The 18,848-nt window shown below is 34.3% G+C and carries 18 protein-coding genes; 11 read left to right on the forward strand and 7 right to left on the reverse strand.

The features are described 5' to 3' along the window. The first annotated feature begins 583 nt into the window (after positions 1-583). Both EDB96_RS09045 and EDB96_RS09050 read left to right on the forward strand, forming a co-directional pair. Positions 584-4,339, forward strand: coding sequence for a PAS domain S-box protein (locus tag EDB96_RS09045; protein WP_208326189.1), 3,756 nt, complete (start codon positions 584-586; stop codon positions 4,337-4,339). Between the two features lie 63 nt (positions 4,340-4,402). Then, a complete protein-coding gene (locus tag EDB96_RS09050) occupies positions 4,403-4,783 on the forward strand; it encodes a response regulator (RefSeq protein WP_057116357.1) in 381 nt (126 codons plus the stop codon). 56 nt (positions 4,784-4,839) lie between these two features. On the opposite strand, the gene EDB96_RS09055 is transcribed toward EDB96_RS09050, so the two are convergent. Further along, positions 4,840-5,265: a response regulator gene (locus EDB96_RS09055; RefSeq protein WP_057116356.1), complete on the reverse strand. Its 426-nt coding sequence runs from the start codon at positions 5,263-5,265 to the stop codon at positions 4,840-4,842. Positions 5,266-5,536: 271 nt separating this feature from the next. Between EDB96_RS09055 and EDB96_RS09060 the strand changes: the two genes are divergently transcribed. Continuing rightward, positions 5,537-6,172, forward strand: coding sequence for a ferritin-like domain-containing protein (locus EDB96_RS09060; RefSeq protein ID WP_057116355.1), 636 nt, complete (start codon positions 5,537-5,539; stop codon positions 6,170-6,172). A 54-nt stretch (positions 6,173-6,226) separates the two neighbouring features. Here the strand turns inward: EDB96_RS09060 and EDB96_RS09065 are convergent, their stop codons facing one another. Next, positions 6,227-7,828: an FAD-dependent oxidoreductase gene (locus tag EDB96_RS09065; RefSeq protein WP_134140264.1), complete on the reverse strand. Its 1,602-nt coding sequence runs from the start codon at positions 7,826-7,828 to the stop codon at positions 6,227-6,229. Positions 7,829-8,039: 211 nt separating this feature from the next. On the opposite strand from EDB96_RS09065, the gene EDB96_RS09070 reads away from it, so the two are divergent. From EDB96_RS09070 to EDB96_RS09085, 6 genes are all read left to right on the forward strand, one after another. After that, complete coding sequence (locus EDB96_RS09070; RefSeq protein ID WP_134140265.1) at positions 8,040-9,209, forward strand: zinc-dependent alcohol dehydrogenase; 1,170 nt, start codon at positions 8,040-8,042, stop codon at positions 9,207-9,209. 294 nt (positions 9,210-9,503) lie between these two features. Further along, complete coding sequence (locus EDB96_RS21050; protein WP_166669287.1) at positions 9,504-9,674, forward strand: hypothetical protein; 171 nt, start codon at positions 9,504-9,506, stop codon at positions 9,672-9,674. A gap of 53 nt (positions 9,675-9,727) precedes the next feature. Then, on the forward strand, positions 9,728-9,889 hold the full coding sequence (locus EDB96_RS21055) for a hypothetical protein (protein ID WP_166669288.1): 162 nt from the start codon (positions 9,728-9,730) through the stop codon (positions 9,887-9,889). Next, positions 9,886-10,542 (forward strand): DUF6766 family protein, encoded by a 657-nt coding sequence (locus EDB96_RS09075; protein WP_057116352.1) that lies wholly within the window; start codon positions 9,886-9,888, stop codon positions 10,540-10,542. The genes EDB96_RS21055 and EDB96_RS09075 overlap by 4 nt, the downstream gene beginning before the upstream one ends. A gap of 58 nt (positions 10,543-10,600) precedes the next feature. After that, on the forward strand, positions 10,601-12,787 hold the full coding sequence (locus tag EDB96_RS09080) for a hypothetical protein (RefSeq protein ID WP_134140266.1): 2,187 nt from the start codon (positions 10,601-10,603) through the stop codon (positions 12,785-12,787). Between the two features lie 117 nt (positions 12,788-12,904). After that, positions 12,905-13,198 carry a hypothetical protein gene (locus EDB96_RS09085; RefSeq protein ID WP_057116350.1) on the forward strand — a complete coding sequence of 98 codons (294 nt, stop codon included), beginning with the start codon at positions 12,905-12,907 and terminating at the stop codon, positions 13,196-13,198. Positions 13,199-13,320: 122 nt separating this feature from the next. Here the strand turns inward: EDB96_RS09085 and EDB96_RS09090 are convergent, their stop codons facing one another. After that, on the reverse strand, positions 13,321-14,829 hold the full coding sequence (locus EDB96_RS09090; RefSeq protein ID WP_134140267.1) for a hypothetical protein: 1,509 nt from the start codon (positions 14,827-14,829) through the stop codon (positions 13,321-13,323). A 126-nt stretch (positions 14,830-14,955) separates the two neighbouring features. Here EDB96_RS09090 and yiaA point away from each other — a divergent pair, with 126 nt between their 5' ends. After that, on the forward strand, positions 14,956-15,429 hold the full coding sequence (yiaA, locus tag EDB96_RS09095; protein WP_134140269.1) for an inner membrane protein YiaA: 474 nt from the start codon (positions 14,956-14,958) through the stop codon (positions 15,427-15,429). A gap of 74 nt (positions 15,430-15,503) precedes the next feature. Next, positions 15,504-15,821, forward strand: a complete 318-nt coding sequence (locus EDB96_RS09100) for a hypothetical protein (protein WP_134140270.1) — start codon at positions 15,504-15,506, stop codon at positions 15,819-15,821. Positions 15,822-15,947: 126 nt separating this feature from the next. On the opposite strand, the gene EDB96_RS09105 is transcribed toward EDB96_RS09100, so the two are convergent. The 4 genes from EDB96_RS09105 to EDB96_RS09120 form a co-directional block, all read right to left on the reverse strand. Then, positions 15,948-16,409: a hypothetical protein gene (locus tag EDB96_RS09105; RefSeq protein ID WP_057116346.1), complete on the reverse strand. Its 462-nt coding sequence runs from the start codon at positions 16,407-16,409 to the stop codon at positions 15,948-15,950. An 88-nt stretch (positions 16,410-16,497) separates the two neighbouring features. Further along, entirely contained in the window at positions 16,498-17,682 is a 1,185-nt protein-coding gene (locus EDB96_RS09110) for a DUF3570 domain-containing protein (RefSeq protein WP_134140271.1), read from the reverse strand. A gap of 18 nt (positions 17,683-17,700) precedes the next feature. Next, entirely contained in the window at positions 17,701-17,934 is a 234-nt protein-coding gene (locus EDB96_RS09115; protein WP_057116344.1) for a DUF4266 domain-containing protein, read from the reverse strand. After that, positions 17,931-18,824 (reverse strand): FAD:protein FMN transferase, encoded by an 894-nt coding sequence (locus EDB96_RS09120; RefSeq protein ID WP_057116343.1) that lies wholly within the window; start codon positions 18,822-18,824, stop codon positions 17,931-17,933. The genes EDB96_RS09115 and EDB96_RS09120 overlap by 4 nt, the downstream gene beginning before the upstream one ends. Positions 18,825-18,848 lie beyond the last annotated feature (24 nt).

An 18,848-nucleotide genomic window follows, 5' to 3' on the forward strand; every position in this document is an offset into this window, starting at 1 on the left:
TGTCACGTATTTATAATATTACAATATATAGTTCTACAATTACCAGTAGGTCAGATAAATAAAAAATGACCATCAACTAATCAGGTGTTTTTTTGGCATCAGTACAAGATTAACTAAAGTTAATTTTTACAGATAGGGAATGACTTATAAACTAAATGATCTATTATTTTATATTATTGAACGTAATTGCTCAAGTAATTACAGTTAATTTAGTTAATGATTTTTCGATACTGGACTTCTAAAAAATTGGTCATTCATTAAAATTGCTTTATCTTTCCACTTAAAACAAAATATTTCGCAGGTGCAGTTAAGTAAAAAAGAATTCGAAAATTCATTTCTAAAAAATGGAGGAGAATTAGGAACCCTAGTAAGGGAAATGAAATGGAGTAATACCTCTTTGGGAGAAACAGAATCTTGGCCGAATAGTCTTCGTACTTCTTTGAGTATTATATTTGGTTCGAGTATTCCTATGTTTGTTGTATGGGGAAAAGACAAGATTTTTTTTTATAATGATTCTTTTCGCCCCTTTCTTTCTGGTACAGAAAAGCATCCGCATGCTTTAGGAAAATCATTAAAAGAAACTTTGCCGCTGGAATGGAAAAGTGTGTCTGATGCTATTTATAATATGATAGATGATGGTATTTCTAGATCTGAATCTAATATTGTAACAGTTCTCAATAGAAATAACGTTTCACAACGCGTATACCTGACTCTGGGATATAGTACTATTTTCAATTCCAATAATACAATTGAAGGTGTTTTTGTAACCTGTACAGAAAATTCAGCAATAATTCCCGATCTTATAGAATCCGGATCTGTTCGATCACAGCTCAACAGCGTTTTAATGCAGTCAAATGCAGGAATTGCACAAGCCAATATTGAAGGGCGGGTAATAGAAGTGAATGACCGCTACTGTCAAATGCTGGGTTACAGCAGAGAGGAAATATTAAAAATGAATCTGGGAGAACTAACTCATCCTGATGATTTAGAAAACAATATGATCCTTTTAAAAGATTGTATTGCAAATGGAAAGGATTTTCTAATTACCAAACGCTACATCTGTAAAGACGGTTCTGTCATTTGGGTTAACAATAGTATTTCTTTAGTCAAAGATGCAGCGGGAGAAAAATATATTACAGCAATTGCTATAGATATAACCGCCGAAAAAGAAAAAGAAAAACAATTGCAGGTCAGTGAACTTCGTTTTCGTGCACTTATTGAAAAAGCTCCTGTTGGTACTGCTTTATTTCGTGGCAGTGAATTTTATATTGAATTGGTCAACGATGCAATGATGGAATACTGGTCAAAAGATATTGCTATTATCGGTAAGAAGATAAAAGAAGTCTTTTCAGGTAAAGATTACGAGGATTTATATAGAAAGCTCAATGAAGTTTATGTAACGGGAGAAGAATATAAAATTTCTGGAATCAGAATTCGAAACGAAAAATCGAATCTAGAACAGTATTTCGATTACTCCCTTACACCTTTGCGTGATGAGAAAAATACTGTTTATGCCATTCTCGTTATGGCTTCTGATGTTACCTCATCATTTAGGGCCCAGCAGGAAATAATAGCACGTCAGGATGAGTTGGTAACAATGTTCGAACAGTCACCTGTAGGTATTGCTACTATTAGTATAGAAGAAGATTTGATTTTTCAAAATGCTAATAAATTTTATTGTGAATTGGTAGGGCGCCAGCCTCATGAAATTATTGGGAAACCACTTTTGGAGGCACTTCCAGAACTAAAAGGTCAGGGATTTGACGACCTTCTAAGGCAAGTGATCCAAACAGGTAATGCCTATATTGCCAAAGAAGTAGAAGTAGAATTGCTCCGCAAAGGCAGGCTCGAAGATGTGTATGTTGACTTAACTTATCAGCTTAACCACAATGCGCTTGGAGATGCAACAGTTTTATTGGTAGTAGCTACCGACGTAACGCAACAGGTCCTAAGCCGCCGTGAAGTAGAGGAGAGCGAAACCAAATTAAAAACCCTGATTGCTGCCGCTCCCGCTGGTATAGGTCTATTTGTTGGTCGGGATCTTATTATAGAATATCCTAACCAGACTTTTATTGATATAGTAGGTAAAGGACCAGATATTAAAGGACTTCCGCTGCGAGAGGCTATGCCAGAATTGATAACTGAAGGCCAAGCGTACCTTAAAATACTCGATGATATTTTTACTACGGGAGTTCCTTTTATTTCACCTGCTTCGCTGGTCAAAATAAACCAGAATGGAGTCCTTAATGATAATTATTATAATATTTCGTATACACCACTGCGTAACAAGGCAGGAGAGATTTATGCAATTTTAGATATTGCTATTGATGTCACGGCACAGGTTATGGCACAAAAAGCAATGGAAGATAGTGAAGCCCATCTGCAGTTATTAAGAGATACTGTTCCGGCCATGATTTTTTATCTGGACGAAGAACAGCGTTATCAAACTTATAACAGTGTATTTATGGAGTGGTTCTCTGTAAATGAACATGAAGCCATTGGTAAAAGTGTACGGGAGTTTTTGGGAGAAGCTGCCTATGCAAAAACACTTCCGCATCTTGAGGTCGCTTACGGAGGTGAGCAGGAGAAATATGAAATGTTTGCTCCTTCGAGAATGGGAGTTACAAGATGGCTTAGTATTGTATATACGCCGCATAAAAATAACGAAGGAAAAGTAATTGGCTTAATTGTTCATGCTACTGATATTACACAGAGTAAATTAACGGAGATTGCACTTCGAGAAAGCGAATCTAAACTTCGTTCGGTATTGGCAGCTGCGCCTGTATCTATAAGTTTATTTGTAGGCGAGGATTTAATTATTGAGAATGCAAATGAACCCTTTATAAAGAAAATAAATAAAGGAGATTCAATAGAGCAACAATCTTTAATTACAGTCTTGGAAGGAAGTTCTCCTGAATTTATAAAAGCCGTACAAGAGGTTTATCGCAGTGGAGAACATTTGGCTGCCAATGGGGTAGCAGATATCCATACTACAGAAGAAACGCCGCAGTATCACAATATAAGTCTTACGCCTTTGATGGATAGTAAGGGTGAAGTATATGCGGTACTGTATGTAAGTTCTGATGTTACAACAGAGATCAATGCAATTAAGAAAATTGAACAAGCTGAGGAAGCACTTCGATCTGCTGTAGAACTAGCACAGTTAGGTACATGGTCAATGGATGTCAATACAAGAATGAGCACCGTTTCTGAACGCCATGCCGAAATGTTTGGACTTAATGGTACTCATGTATCATCTCAAGATATACAAGCGCTTATCAAGCCTTCAGATCATAAACGGGTAACAGAGGCTTTCTTTGCCGCACAACAAGCAGGATCTAGCGGAAAGTACGAAGCTGAATACCGCATTATTCATGGAGAAAGCGGAAAGGAAAAGGTAATTCATGCTGTTGGGCAAACGTATTTTGATATAGAGGGCAAACCACTAACAATTAGCGGGACAGCACAAGACATTACGATTCAGCGTGAACTGCAATTGGAACTGGAGATTGAAGTAGCACTTAGAACCAGAGAACTTGAAACTGTTTTACAAGAGCTACAGGCTTCTAATTTAGATTTGGAGCAGACCAACTATGCCTTGAAACATTCTAACGAAGAACTAGCACAATTTGCGTATGTAGCCAGTCACGACCTTCAAGAACCTTTACGAAAAATTCGAATTTTTGCAGGTTTGCTGCAGGAAGAAAATTCAGGAAGAAATCCGAAAACTTTAGTGGAAAAAATTTCTTTTTCAGCAGCGCGTATGAGTCAGTTGATTTCAGATCTTCTGAGTTTTTCTCGATTAATACAACCTGAGAAAAGTTTACAGCCTGTAGATTTAAATAAGGTAATAGAAAATATTTGGACTGATTTTGAGCTGGCCATTGAAGAGAAAAAAGCAGTGATTGAAATGGGAAAACTGCCAGTGGTTCAGGCTGTAGGTTTACAAATGAATCAGCTGTTTTATAATCTTATGAGTAATTCTTTAAAATTTACTAATCCAGAGGTTATACCACAGATTAAAGTTAGTTCGACTTTAGTTTCTCGAGAATATGTAGCGCAGTTTACAGATTCTCCGCTAGTACTAGGCGAGTATCATCATATTTCATTTACCGATAACGGAATTGGCTTTAAGGAAGATTATAAAAATAAAATTTTTGAAATTTTCAAACGTCTGCATGGACAGAATATTTTTCCAGGAAGCGGTATTGGTCTTGCTTTGTGCAGAAGAATTGTTATGAATCATCAAGGAGTTTTATTTGCAGAATCTCAATTAGGAGAAGGATGCACATTCCATATTTTCCTGCCAGATTTCCCAAAAGATAGAAATAGTATTTAAACCTGATTAAAGAATAATCCGTATATTGGGATAATAGCACGCAAAAAAAAAAAGAATAAAATTATGTTATACAAAGAAATTCTACTCATTGATGATGATATAGATGACGCTGAAATATTCATGGAAGCGGTCTATAGTATCGACACAGAAATAGTTTTTCGCGTCGAAAGTAACCCCGTTAATGCATTCAATAAATTAGAAAGCGCCGAAAAGCTTCCTGATTTGATATTTCTAGATTACAATATGCCACTTTTAAATGGTAAAGAGTTTCTGCAGAAAATAAAAAGTCATGAGAAACTGAAAGACATACCTGTAATCTTGATTTCAACGCCTTCCCAAGAATTTGTTCAGGACTTATTGCAAAAAAAAGAAATTATACACTATATGAGTAAGCCCAATAGTTATGATGAACTCATTAGTATGCTCAAATCTGTACTACAATAATCTAACTATTTCTTTATCTTAAGATTCAGTAGATTACACCAAAGTTTTTGATCTAATTAATGAGACGATGAAGGAGTTAAACTTGTACGCCAATATTCCATGATATTTTGAATCATTAACTTGTATGTTGGGAAATTTTCTTCTTTCGTAAAATAACCCTGCACATTATAATTGTAAGCTTTAGTTACATTTTCAGGATTTTTTGAAGTAGAAAGAAAAATATAAGGCACACATTTTTGACTTATTCCGTCATGAGCAAGAATCTGGCTGCGAAGTTCGAATCCATCAATTTTCGGCATATTAATGTCCGAAAGAATAAGAAAAGGATTTGTCTGAGGTTTTAACAAATAAGGAATTGCAAGTGTAGGGTCTTCAATGAATACAATTTTGTTCGGGTAGCCCAGACTATCAAAGATATCTTTAAGAAAATTTCTGTCATCTTCGTCGTCTTCTATTATAATGATTTCTCCATTTCTTCTCATGGTGTAAATATACCACAATTATTGGAAAAAGTAGTGTATTATAAAAAACGAACTTTTATATTTTGCAAGAAATTAAACTATAGTTTTAGTATTTGATTTGCCAATTTTATACAACCTAATTTAATAGCAGCTAAGAATTCATTATATTTTTTTTAATTTTCTACTGGTTGATATTCAAATATTTGAATGTTATAATATTGAATTAGAATTGTATAAGCTAACTGTTTGAATGCTCCCTACATTTGATAAACTAATTTTAAAAATTATTATCATGAAAGATTCAAATACAAAGACAGCTGCAAAAAAGCCAGCTGCATCTAAAACAAACGCATCTAAAACAAGTGCGTCTAAGACAAGTGCATCTAAAACAGCTGCACCAAAAGGAACTGTAAAAGCTAAATCATCAGCAGCAGAAGGATTAAGAGACTTATTTGTTGACTCTTTAAAAGATATTTATTGGGCAGAAAAAGCTTTGACTAAAGCATTACCAAAAATGGCTAAAAATGCAACCTCTCAAAATCTTATTGATGCAATTAATGAGCATTTAAAAGTTACTGAAGGACAAGTTACCCGCTTAGAAGAAGTTTTTGCATCTGTTGGAGAAAAAGCTGTTGCAAAAAAATGCGATGCAATGGAAGGCTTGATCAAAGAAGGTGAAGGGATTATGGAAGAGACAGAGCAAGGAGCAGTTCGTGATGCCGGAATTATTGCAGCATCTCAAAAAATTGAACATTATGAAATTGCAACATACGGAACACTTGCAGCGTTTGCTAAAACACTAGGTGAAGATGAAGCAGTATCACTTTTGGTTCAAACTTTAAACGAAGAAAAAGAAGCTGATACTACCTTAACAGAAGCGGCTTATAATACTATTAATTTTGACGCCACAGAAGGCGATGATAAATAATAGAAACGCTTAGTTATGAAAAAACCTCCATCTGAAATAAGGATGGAGGTTTTTTTATTTTATATTTTTATGAAATAATTTGACGTGTATTGGACTCAAATCAGTTTTTGCAGGACCATTCATTACCGTTCCATCTGATGCAAATCGAGAACCATGACACGGACAGTCAAAAGATTTTTCGTTAGTATTCCATTGCACGATGCAGCCTAAATGCGGACAAACAGCCGAGAAAGCATGCAGCGTATTATCATAATCACGATATACGGCAATTTTTTTCAAACCAGACGAAAGAACACCTCCTTCACCAGCATTTAAATCCGCAGTATTTTTTAAATCAGAAGCTTTTACCCAATCCAGATATTGTGAAGCCATATTCGCAGTTTCTTTAGCAAAATCTCCAATAGATTTGAGTGAAATTCTTGAAGGACTGTATAACTCTTCCCATTTGTTTTTTATTCCAATTATTGCATCACTGATAATCATTGCGCCAATTGTGGCATGAGTCATTCCGTTGCCAGAATCACCAGTTATAATATAAATATTATCATCACCAGGATTTTTCCCCATATAACCTAAACCATCTACAGGTTCCATTATCTGGCCAGACCATCTGTAGGCAATATCTTCAAGTACAGGGAAATAATTTCGTGTCCAGCTTTCCAGTCTTTCATATCGTTCAAATTCCGAAATTCCTTCTTCATCAGCCTGCCCAGTTTTATGATCTTCTCCACCAGAAATCAGCAGGTCATATTCGTCATCAAAATTTTCCAAACGAACATAATGATAAGGTTGCGAAACCCATTTCGAATTTAAATCGCCAGTATCCCACCATAAAGAATTTGGCAGTTTGCCTTTGGGAACTTTGCCCGCAATAACATAACTTCTGTAGGCCGCTTGTTTGGTGTGCATCGTAAAAGTATCGTTAATAGGCGAATTAGTAGCCACAACAATATGTTCTGCAGAAAAATTATACCCATTTACTTCTGCACCATCTTTAGTAATTTTTTCGGCTCTTGCTTCTGTATAAATAGTTCCGCCAAGAGCAATAACTGCATCAGCAACTCCTTTAAGGTATTGCAAAACATGAAATTGAGCCTGATTATTAAAAACAATACATGGCATAGATTCCCCACCGTTTATTGTTGGGGTTTCTTTTAAAAAAGCGGTATCTATTCCAGCGTTTTGTGTGGCATTGAATTCCTTTTCTAGATTTTCTATTTTATCCGAAGGATGCAGAAACAAATAACCGTTTACTCTTTTGAAGGAACAATCGATATTTAAAGTCTGCACTATATTTTCTATTTCATCAATTGCAGCACTGTGGCTTTCGGCGGCTAGTTTTGCTCCATCTTTGCCAAAAGTATCTTCTAAATAATAATATCGATCATCTAAGGCGCAGGACAAATGTGCTGTAGTGCGGCCGGTTTCTCCGCTTCCTATCACACCATCGTCTACTAAAACCACTTTTTTACCTGCTTTTAATAATTTATAAGCTGTAGTCAGACCAGCAATTCCACCGCCAATAATAAGGACTTCTGTTGTAATATCTTGGTCAGGATTTTGAAAAGCAAGAATAGAAGTAGAATCAATCCAATACGATACATTGCTTCCTGACGAAATGCTGCCATCATTCCATTTATCATCTGTTTGTGACATAATAAAATTGTTTTAAGGATTATTGGATTTGAATCAGATTTTTCAAATCTCTCTCAAATTTATAAAATCAACACCCCAAAATATTATAGCTTAAAATGATTAGTTTACATCATTACCAGTCAATTTTTATGTAAGAAAATGGAATTAAAATATAATATTAATGGTTTAAATAAGAGTTACTTAGCGTTCTATTAATGTAAAAATAAATATTATGAAAGCAGCAGTTATCCATGGACCTGGATCCATAAAATACGATACAGTCGATGACCCAAAATTAAATGCCAAAGACGATATCATTCTTAAAGTTACTTCGACAGCAATTTGCGGATCTGATCTTCATATTTATTCAGGAGGATTTCCTCAGCCCAGACCTATGGTTCTCGGGCATGAATTTATGGGGATAGTAGAAGAAGTTGGCTCTGAAGTAACTCATGTTAAAAGGGGCGATAGGGTTGTAGTTCCTTTTCCTATTGCATGCGGAAATTGTTTTTTCTGTAATCACGATGTTCCCGGAAATTGTGAACATAGCAATCCTGAACATTATGGACCTGAAGGAGGCATAGCCACAGAAAAAGGAGGTGCACTTTTTGGATATACAGATCTTTACGGAGGTTATGACGGAGGTCAGGCTCAATACGTAAGAGTTCCTTATGCAAATTATGGACCAAGAGTTGTTCCTGATAATTTAACAGATGAGCAGGTTCTTTTTCTAACAGATATTTTCCCAACTGGATATACAGGAGTAGATTGGGGAGAAGTTAAAGGAGGAGAAACAGTAGCTATTTTTGGTTCGGGACCAGTTGGTTTAATGGCTGCAAAAAGTGCCTGGTTAAGAGGAGCAGCGCAAGTTATTGTTGTAGATACTCTTCAGTACAGACTTGATAAAGCAAAAGCTACAACGGGCTGCACTACTATTTTATGGGAAGACGGACCAAAAGATGTTGTAGAACATATTCGTTCTTTAACAAACGGCCGCGGTGCAGATGTTTGTATTGATGCCGTAGGTTTTGAACCTGATCGAAATCTAGGTGACCGAATTAAAGCAACTATTAATTTTGAAAAAGGTTCCATAAAAGTACTAGAAGCTTGTATGAGTGCTGTAAGAAGAAGTGGAATAGTTGCTGTACTGGGCGTTTATCCTGTTAATTACGATAATTTTCCGTTGGGACAATTCTTTGACAAAGGAATTATCCTAAAAGGCGGACAAGCTCCTGCACATAAACATATTGATAAATTACTAGAATATGTGGTTCAGGGAAAAGTACAGCTTGATGATATTATTACACACAGACTGCCATTATCTGAGATTTCGCATGCTTACGACATTTTTAAAAAACGTGAAGACGGATGTGTAAAAGTAGTTCTAGATCCTTGGAAGTAATTCAACTCTATATCACGAGTAATTTATATTGAAGTAAAAGAAAGGGAAAACTTTAAAACTATTTAGAGCTTTCCTTTTCTTTTTTTAAAGCAACCACTATTTATTTAGGGATTTTTGAATACTTGATATTCAATAAATCATTTAATAATATAATAAAGCTCTATAATGTTGTAAAATACTGAAAGCCAGTATAAGTAATTTTAACATTGAGAAAAATAAATGAATTTTCATGTTGTGATTTATTTATTAAATAATGAAAAGAGAAGATTTTGTATAACAATAAGGATTAAGATTATGTTTAAGAAAGGTCAAAAAGTACAGCAGGAATTTGGTAATCAAGTAATGAAAATTATAGATTTTGAACCAGATTTGATCGAAAATGTCATTACCCAATGGGAAGATGAACAAGGAACTATTGTTACGGGAAAATTTATGGAATCTCAGCTTTTACCAGCAGATGAATAAATGCAGAATATAGAGGGATTATGGTTTAATATAATATACCTAAAATTATGAAAATGAATTCAACATATAATAAGAATACTTTCTATGATTATCAAGAAAAGGATATCGAAAGTTTATTTGGTCATAAAAAAATAACTACAATACAAAAACTGTTTTATGAATTGCCAAGTGCTGGCGGTATATCAGTAATGTTTTCTGAAATGAACATATTATGAAAACTTTTATACGCAACAACGGACTTTCAATTTGTTTCTTATTATTATTTTTTGCTTCGTTTGCCGGGCAGATTCTTTTTGGTTTTAAAGAATATAATAAAGATCTTATTGAAAACGGAGTGACTCCAATTACTATATTATCTTATTTCTCAACAGGACATTTTGTAGAGTCTACTTTTGAAAATTGGGAAAGTGAATTTTTGCAAATGGCGCTTCTTGTTGTATTAACCATTTTTTTACAGCAAAAAGGATCTTCAGAATCTAAAGATTTTGATAAAGAAGAAGAGGTTGACCGTGAACCTTCTCCCAATAAAAAAGACGCTCCTTGGCCCGTTAAAAAAGGAGGATTTATTTTGGCTCTTTACAAGCATTCACTTAGTATTATGTTGTTTTTATTATTTGCGCTTTCATTCGTTGCACATTTTTATGGAAGTTTAAAAGACGAAAATGAACAGCTCTCTTTCAAAGGAATGCCCCTAGAAACAGCATCAAAATATATTACCGATTCAAGATTTTGGTTTGAATCATTTCAAAATTGGCAGAGCGAATTTTTATCAGTATTTGCAATTATAGTACTTTCTATTTATTTGAGACAGATAGGTTCATCTCAATCAAAACCTGTAGATGCACCTCATGCAGAAACTGGCGAGTAATATTTGTTTAAACAAAATTTCAAAATTTACCATTAATGCTATCTTAAACAAATGATGTATGCATACAATTTCACCATGGGCAGCCACAGTGCAGGCCGATTTAGAAAACAGCGTTTTAATATGGGAAAAGGAATTTCATAACTATTTTTTCCAAGTTTATAATACAGGCGATTCATTATGGATTTTGGTGATTTGGCCAAATCAGGTAAAGATGGCCTTTCGTGCCGCTTTTGCTATGAATAGTTGTTTTGAAGTCACAAATCTATTTGATGACGAGGAAATACTCATAATTAATTTAGAAACAAAACTGGGCACTTACAGCACAGCTATTTCTTTTCCGAATTCTGATAAAGCTTTACTTCATTATAAAACTACATTTAAAGCTAATCAGCCTTTTATGATTCCATTTTGGCCAAGAGATATAATTCCGGTAACCCAAAGTGGAAATGTTGCCAATACAAATGGAACCATCCATACCAATCAAATAGGTTCAAGGTCTGGACTACTTTTTGCAAGTATGACCAAACCAAAAGGAGGTTCTTTTTTTTACTTTCAAGATTTGGGCTCTATAAGCGAATATTGTGAGGCAACAGAAACATCATTAGAAAATACTGTTGGCGGAAGCTGGCCTGAAATTGGTTTTCAATTACCAATAACAGAAGAAAAACCTTTGCCTTCAGATAAAGCCTATGTGATATCAGATGCCTATGTTTTATTTTCTGAAGATACAATTGAAAATGAAATACAAGAAACACAAGAGTTTATTAGAAATTTGGCAGATGTTTATTGCGTTTTACCACATCCTGAAATCATTTATCACAACTGGCCTGAAATTACCCAAAATTGTCTGGACGAGTTGTATCATAATAAAGGATCTTGGACTCAGACAAAAGGAAACTCTTTTTTAAATGCTTATTTGTGCGATTACGATACTCCGGCAGAAGTTATGGTTCAGCTCGCCGTATTAATGCCTCTTAATGAATTAACCCTCTGGTACGGAGAAACACATCCAGTTTATAATGATTTGCTCGAAGGAATAGATTCGTTTTATGATCCTAAAATAAAGACAATCAACAGATGGCTTCCAGAACTTATTGAAGAACTTGATAAGTCAGAAGAACAAAAGAAGGAAATGGTAATGGATTCCTGGTACCTGCATCATCCTCTCATGAATCTGACAAGACTCGCTTTGAATGGCGAAAAAAAAGCAGAAGATCTCGTTTTAAAATCTATTGAATTTGCCATTAAGGTTGCGCATCATTTTGATTATAAGTGGCCGGTATTTTATAAAATGGATACTCTTGAAGTTGTTAAAAAGGAAACTGCTCCTGGAGAGGGAGGTGAAAAGGATGTGCCGGGATCATATGCACATTTAATGCTGTTGCTGTATCGCTTGACAAAGGAGAAACGTTATCTAAATGAAGCTGAAAAAGCAGTTAAGAAACTCATAGGCTGTGGATTTAGTATTTTTTATCAAGCGAACAATACCGCTTTTTCTGCTGGAGCACTTTTAGAATTATATAAAATTACGAACAAAAAAGAATACCTGGATTTAAGTTACGCTTGTCTGGCTTGTCTTTTCAAAAATATGCAGATATGGGATTGCCAATACGGATTTGGGAAAAACTACCCAAATTACTTTTCTGTTTTTCCTCTTAACGAAGCACCTTATACTGCCGCATACGAAGAAATGGAAGTATATGCAGCGCTATCAGAATATTTAATACAGGCCGAATCGATAGATCTTGAACCTGCATTAAAAATTCTTATTCCAGAATTCTTAAAATATGCTATCAGCAGATTTCCTTATTATTATCCAACCAAACTTCCTCCTGAGATGGTTTCAGACGAAGCTAAAACAGGCGAAATAGGCAAAACATTTTGGATTCCGCTCGAAGATCTTTATAATGGATGGGAAAAAAGCGGACAGGTAGGGCAGGAAGTTTATGGAGCTGGCGTGGGTTTTGGAGTCATGACAAGACAATATCATCAAGTAAGAAATGAAGACTTTTTAATTTTTACAGATTATCCAATTGTAAATTTTAAAAAAGTAAAAAAAACAATAACATTTAAAGTTTTAGGAAATGCGGATTTCGAATGCAATTTTAAAATTCTACTAAATGAGAAAAGTAAAATAGATTTTGAAGTTTTCCAAAATAAGAAAAAAATCGAACCTGAATCTAAATCCAAAACTTTAGCAGAGTACAAAATAAATGGAGATTCTTCTGTAAAAATAATTTTGTAGTGTTTGTTGTTTGATTTTTAGATAGATGTATGAAATATATAAAATCTAGAGATCGATAATGTAACAATAAAAGAGTGTGGAGAAATAACTTTGAATAATAACTAAAAAATAAAAATTATGAAAACTATATTCAAAACCTCGATATTAATCTTCTTGTTTGCAGCGGTCATTTCTTCATGTAAAAAGAATGAAAATGCTGCTGAAGATAATACTTATACCAATAGTGCTGATTCAACAGAAACAACTATTGATACTGTCGGACCAAATTCTGACACCACAAATACTAGTACAAATGGAACAACCGGTGCCGTTGGTGAAGGTTCTACAGGTTCTGGATCTGACGGAACAACGCAAAAAGGAAGTACTAGTGTAAAAACAGACTCAACATCTAATAGTAAAGGCAGTAAATAACTGCCCTGGTTGATTACTTAATGTTGAACCTGCAGCAGTTGCTTGCTGCAGGTTTGTTTTTTAAATAAAAAAAAAATTGATCAAATTCTAGAGAATCAAAATTACGATTTCTTTATCGAAATTCAGGCAGGAAAATAGGTAGTTAAAAGATTTAAAGTTGTCTCATAAATAGGCTTCTGTCGTACTTTTGCGAGCAGCCATGCCAAAAAGCTCATGATCAAAATATCCTTAGGTCCATTTTGAGATGTAATGATAAAATCTTCAATTGTTTTTTGAAATTTTTCAGTTTTTATAATTTCTGGTTTCAGTACATATTGTTCTACAAATAAAAGATACTGCATAACTCGCTCTTCATTTACCGTAAAAAGATATTTTTTGTAACGGCGTTTAAAACTTTTTATACGCGATATTGCCAGTTCTGTATTTTCTTCCTGTACATGAAGCAAGATTTCTACAAGACACTTTTTGATTGTCCAGTCCATTCCCATTTTTTTTTCGTACCAGCTGTCGGTATGGTTTAGTTTTGCCATTTCTTTTACGGCATTACGTCCTGCATTTTGCTGTATATAAAAAACGATCAGCATCAAACGAATATCATTACTGTCATTAGGATCTGTCTTTTTATTTAAAGTTAAAGACTTCTCGGCAGTCTCTATCGCTTTTTGAAAATTTCCAAGATAATTTTCATTGAAAGAAAGCAGTAAAAAATATCTCAGGCAAAAACGCTGATAATACTTACCACACTGATTATTCAGTTGTGTAAACATCGAATTCAAATAGCTTAAAGATTCTTTAAATTGACCATTTCTAAAATAGAAGTTCGCTATAAAATATAATATGTAGATATGATAGTACAAATGCTTATTTGTCAAATCTGCTTTTTTACTAATGAAGCGATAGCTTTTAAGAACAAATGGCTGTATAAGCGAGAAATTGTTGTTTATAGAAGCATACTCATTGGCAATGAATAAGATCTGGTAAAGAGATTTAAAAGTTAATCCTTGTTTTAAAGAAATTCCGTATGTTTCAATAGTGCTTTTTATAAGCGACTGGAAGTCTACAATCCGGCTTTCATGATAAATAGCAGCCAGTTCGCGTCGCAAAACAGCATAGCCCAAATTAAGCTGTTCTTCGTATTCGAGCTGTTTTTTATTTGCTTTGAAATTCTGTATTATTTTTTCAATTGGCTGTGACAGATCGAAGTGGGCAAACTGTATCTGAGTCAGATATATTTCATTAAGCAGACTAAAATGTTCCAAGTTGACTGCAATTTCTTCAGCCTTTGCCAAACATTTGAAAGCCGTTTTTTCGAGTTTATGTTCAAAAAATAGGCGGCTCACAACAATAAGACGAAGTATTGCATTTTCTTGTGAAGTATCATTTTCAAAACTTCGATTAGCCATGAAGTCAATCATGTTGTCATAAAGTCTTTTTCTAAGGGCATGATACGCATCTGTACTTTTTGTATCTAATGAATTCTTTTTGTTAAGTTTTATATCGTCAGTTTTTAAAGAATTAAATAAAGCGATATTACCTGCATCTTTTCGCTTGTTTTTTCTTGATAAATACTGTATGAATGCCTTTTTATCATTCTCATTCATTATGTTTGATATTTCTTGGAGTGCATTCATAAATAAGATTTTTATTGAGGTAAAAATAATAAAATGTATTTTATATCGTCAGTTTTATATGGAAATTGATTTTGATAACTCCTGCTTCATCCTGAAATTTGTCTCATAATTATAAAACATAAAATTATGGAACCGCTAAAATCAAATGAATCAAACAACAATTCAGAATCAAAAAATGCAAAATCAAACAATGGATTTAATCCGTTAAAACCGAGCGCTGCCTTTGTGGGAGCATCTTGGATGACATTAATTATTGGTATGACCTCTTATTGTATTGGTCTTTACAATTCGGAAATGGCTTATAACGAAAAAGGCTATTATTTTACAATTCTTCTCTTTGGTCTTTTTTCTGTAATATCAGTACAAAAAAGTGTGCGTGACAAGCTGGAAGGAATACCAGTAACCGACTTATATTACAGTATAAGCTGGTTTAGTACTATTGCCTCTATAGTCTTACTTATAATTGGTTTGTGGAATGCTAATTTACTATTGAGTGAAAAAGGTTTCTTCGGAATGTCATTCGTATTAGGATTGTTCTCTGCCCTTGCTGTGCAAAAAAATACCCGAGACCTTAAACAATTTGAATCTACTATTGTATAATATTTTAGCGGAGCCTCATTACTGTCACAGCAATGTGCAGTTTTGAGGTTTTCTAAAGTTTAATTCGTATGATTATGAAATCTAGATACAAAACGATTATTTATAGTATGGGAGTATTATTGCTTGCCATTAATGTTCTAGATAAAATTTGGTGGATATATATAAGCAAAATCTACACTGAGTTTGAAGATTGCAAGACAGCTTATCTTAGTGTGTTTCCCGAATGTATTCAAGATGCTTTTCTTTTAACAGTTATTGAAATATTTTCATTAGCAATAACGGCGATTATCTTTTCAAAAGCTAAAAAGGCTGCTTATCTAAAAAAGACATCCAAAATTCTGATGATAATTTCTTTAGTACTCTGTGGATGGAATGTTTTTTCTTTGATGTAAAAGATTTACAATTTTACATATTATACAAAAAAAAAACACTTCACAATGAAGTGTTTTTTACTTGGTTGCTAATAAATAATCTAGATATTTTATATAAAAAAGAGGCTCCCCAAAGCCTCTTTTGCATTAATGTTTCCCATTTCCTTTGCCCTTACCATTTCCATTATGGTTCCCACTATCGTGATGTCCATTATTCCCTTTACCAGGTTTTGGACCAATTGTTTTTTGAGGTTTTCCTTTATAACCTTTTGCATATTTTACCTTATGGGTTTTAAAATTGTCATAAGGACGGTCTCCTCTATAATCTGTCAAAACTACTTTGTACTCATTGTAAAGATCATAATTTCTATAGGCAGCAGGCAATGCTCTTGTTCTGACCCATCTTCCGTTGTTTAAGTACACATAATTTGACGTGCTTACATCATAATAAGTCTCAAGATCTGGAAGATAATAATAGCGAACATCTGTGTAGCCCACCGGACCCCATGCAGGAGGAGTTCCTATATTTACATTTACAGATACTTGTGCTTGAGATTGACTAAAAGAAAAGAATACGATTCCAATCAATAAATATTTTAAAGTTTTCATAATTTCATTTTTTTAATTCATTACTGTATTTAGAATAAACAAGAAGCGTGCCTAAATTTATTTTATTTTTTAAGTGGTTGATTATCTTTTATTTGTATTTTATATTAATGCTTATAATATCCGAAGTCATATTAGTAGTTCTAGTATAATGCCCGTAACGGAGTTCTAATGTATTCCAGTGTTTAAGTCCAAAAATTCCGTTTAGAGGCGTAAATTTCATTCCCATTCCAAAGAAACTACTGTTAAACTTAGATAAATCATAATTGCTGGTGTAATATTCATCAGCTGCAGTATGTTCTCCGTATGGTTTAAAATATTTAGTTCCTGTTTGTGTATAATATCTATAAAAAGGACTGACTGAAAAAGCCTGGGTTAATTTCACAGGAATTTCAATATCGGCAGTATGCGCTTTTAAGCTCCAATCGTCAGTATAATATCTGTAATAAGCACGAATAATTATATTGTCTCCCAAGAAATAACTGGCTCTGATTCCCAATGGAATTTTGAATCTGGTATCCGGCATTTTTTCCTGATGCACCGAGCCATCTACAAAATAAACTCTATGAAAAGGAAGGCTTAAGTATCCATTTTGGCTGATTACATCTCCTACAAGCATTACCTGCAGGTTCTTGTTTACAACCTGCGAGTAGCTTAAAGTTCCTGCAAAAGTATTACGGTTGGCGCTGCCATAGCCTTCCTGGCCTGGAGGGCGGAGCTCGACTGGTTCAATTAATTTTAACTGATCTATAAAGGTCTGAAATTTAGCTGTAAATTCTCCGTTTCTGTCTTTTGTTTTTTGTGAGAAGCTGATGTTTCCTCCAAAGGACTGGTAGTCAAACTCCGTTGATGATGAAACTCCAATTCCCAATGTTCTTCCTTTTTCTTCATTCTCTCTCAAATAAGTCAACGAAGGATAGAAGCGGTTGTCTGAAGATGATGCAGATGAATTGGCACTCAAATCAATCATATCTGATGATGCTGAGGTATAGTGATCTATACCAGCTTCGATATCAAAAGTGTGCTTAATTCCAGTTTCTCCGTATTTTACTAATTTTACATCAATAGTATTTGCTATATCTGTAAGGTGCTCAGAACCAATACCTCCAGTAACGGCAGAATTATCTCCATCCTGTTTATAATAACTGGAAACCAGATTTACTTCTTCCAGCTTTAATTTTTTGCTTTTATAACTAATAGAATCAGTAGGAACATTTTGTGCTTTTGTCTGAAATAATGCCAACAAAGCAAACCCTGTTATGAATATTCTTTTCATTTTTTTATAGTATGAAAATTAGTTACACCCGCAGCCGCCACCGCTTTTTCCTGAATTTGCTCCGGAAGCTCCTTCACGGTAGGATTGAAAACTGAGTTCTGTCTTTTCGATTTTTCGATTAGAAAGTACCATTTCAGAATCGTTGATTTTTCCCTTCTGGTATTCTTTTACCGAAGTACAAGAGGTGAACAGAATAGCTGTAAAAGCAATGCTGCAGAACAGTACCAGTTTTTTTTGCTTTGGCTTTTTCATTTCAGGTTAATGTTTTTTGATGTGTAAATTTTATTGCTGTCATCGATAATAATACAATATAAATCAGGGATCTGATCTATTAAAAATAAGCCTGCCTTAATTCCCATAACTGCTATTGGAGTTGCCATTGCATCTGCAAATTCTGCATTAGAAGCGATAATGGTAACACTTTTTATTCCGGTTATTGGCAGCCCTGTTTTTGGGTCAATGGTATGCGAATATTTTTTTCCATTAATGGTTACGAATTTTTCATAGTTGCCAGAGGTTGCTACTGCTTTATTGGATATTTCCATGTACGAAAAAGCACCATTTGGAGAGTCAGGGTTTGCTACGCCAATTGTCCATTTTTTTCCATCAGGCTGTAATCCCCACGCAGATAGATCTCCACTGGCATTTATAATGCCGCTTTGAACATTTTGTTTTAAAAGGATCTGTTTGGCCATTTCAGCGGCATAACCTTTTCCAATACCTCCAAAACCAATCCGCATTCCTTTTTCTTTTAGAAATACAGTTGAGTTTTCTTTGTCCAGCATGATATTTCTGTAATCAATAAGGTGCACCATTTTTTTTGCTGTCAGTGCATCAGGAAGTGTGGTCATTGTTTTGTCAAAATTCCAAAGACTTTTGTCGATACTTCCGTAAGAGATATCAAATGCACCTTGTGTGATTTTCGAAATTCCAATGGATCTTTCGATAAGATTAAAGACTTCCAGATCTACTTTTACAGGCTGAATTCCTGCATTATCATTAATCAGATTGGTCTGGCTATCTGTGCTATAAGTAGTCAGCAGCTTTTCAATCCGCCTGATTTCTTCAATAGCAAGATTAATATTCTCATTTCCTTTTTTCTCATTTTCAGCTACAACTGTAATGGTAAAGTTGTTTCCCATGAGTTTTAGGGATTGTGAATATTT

This window comes from Flavobacterium sp. S87F.05.LMB.W.Kidney.N (assembly GCF_004366435.1).
Lineage (GTDB): Bacteria > Bacteroidota > Bacteroidia > Flavobacteriales > Flavobacteriaceae > Flavobacterium.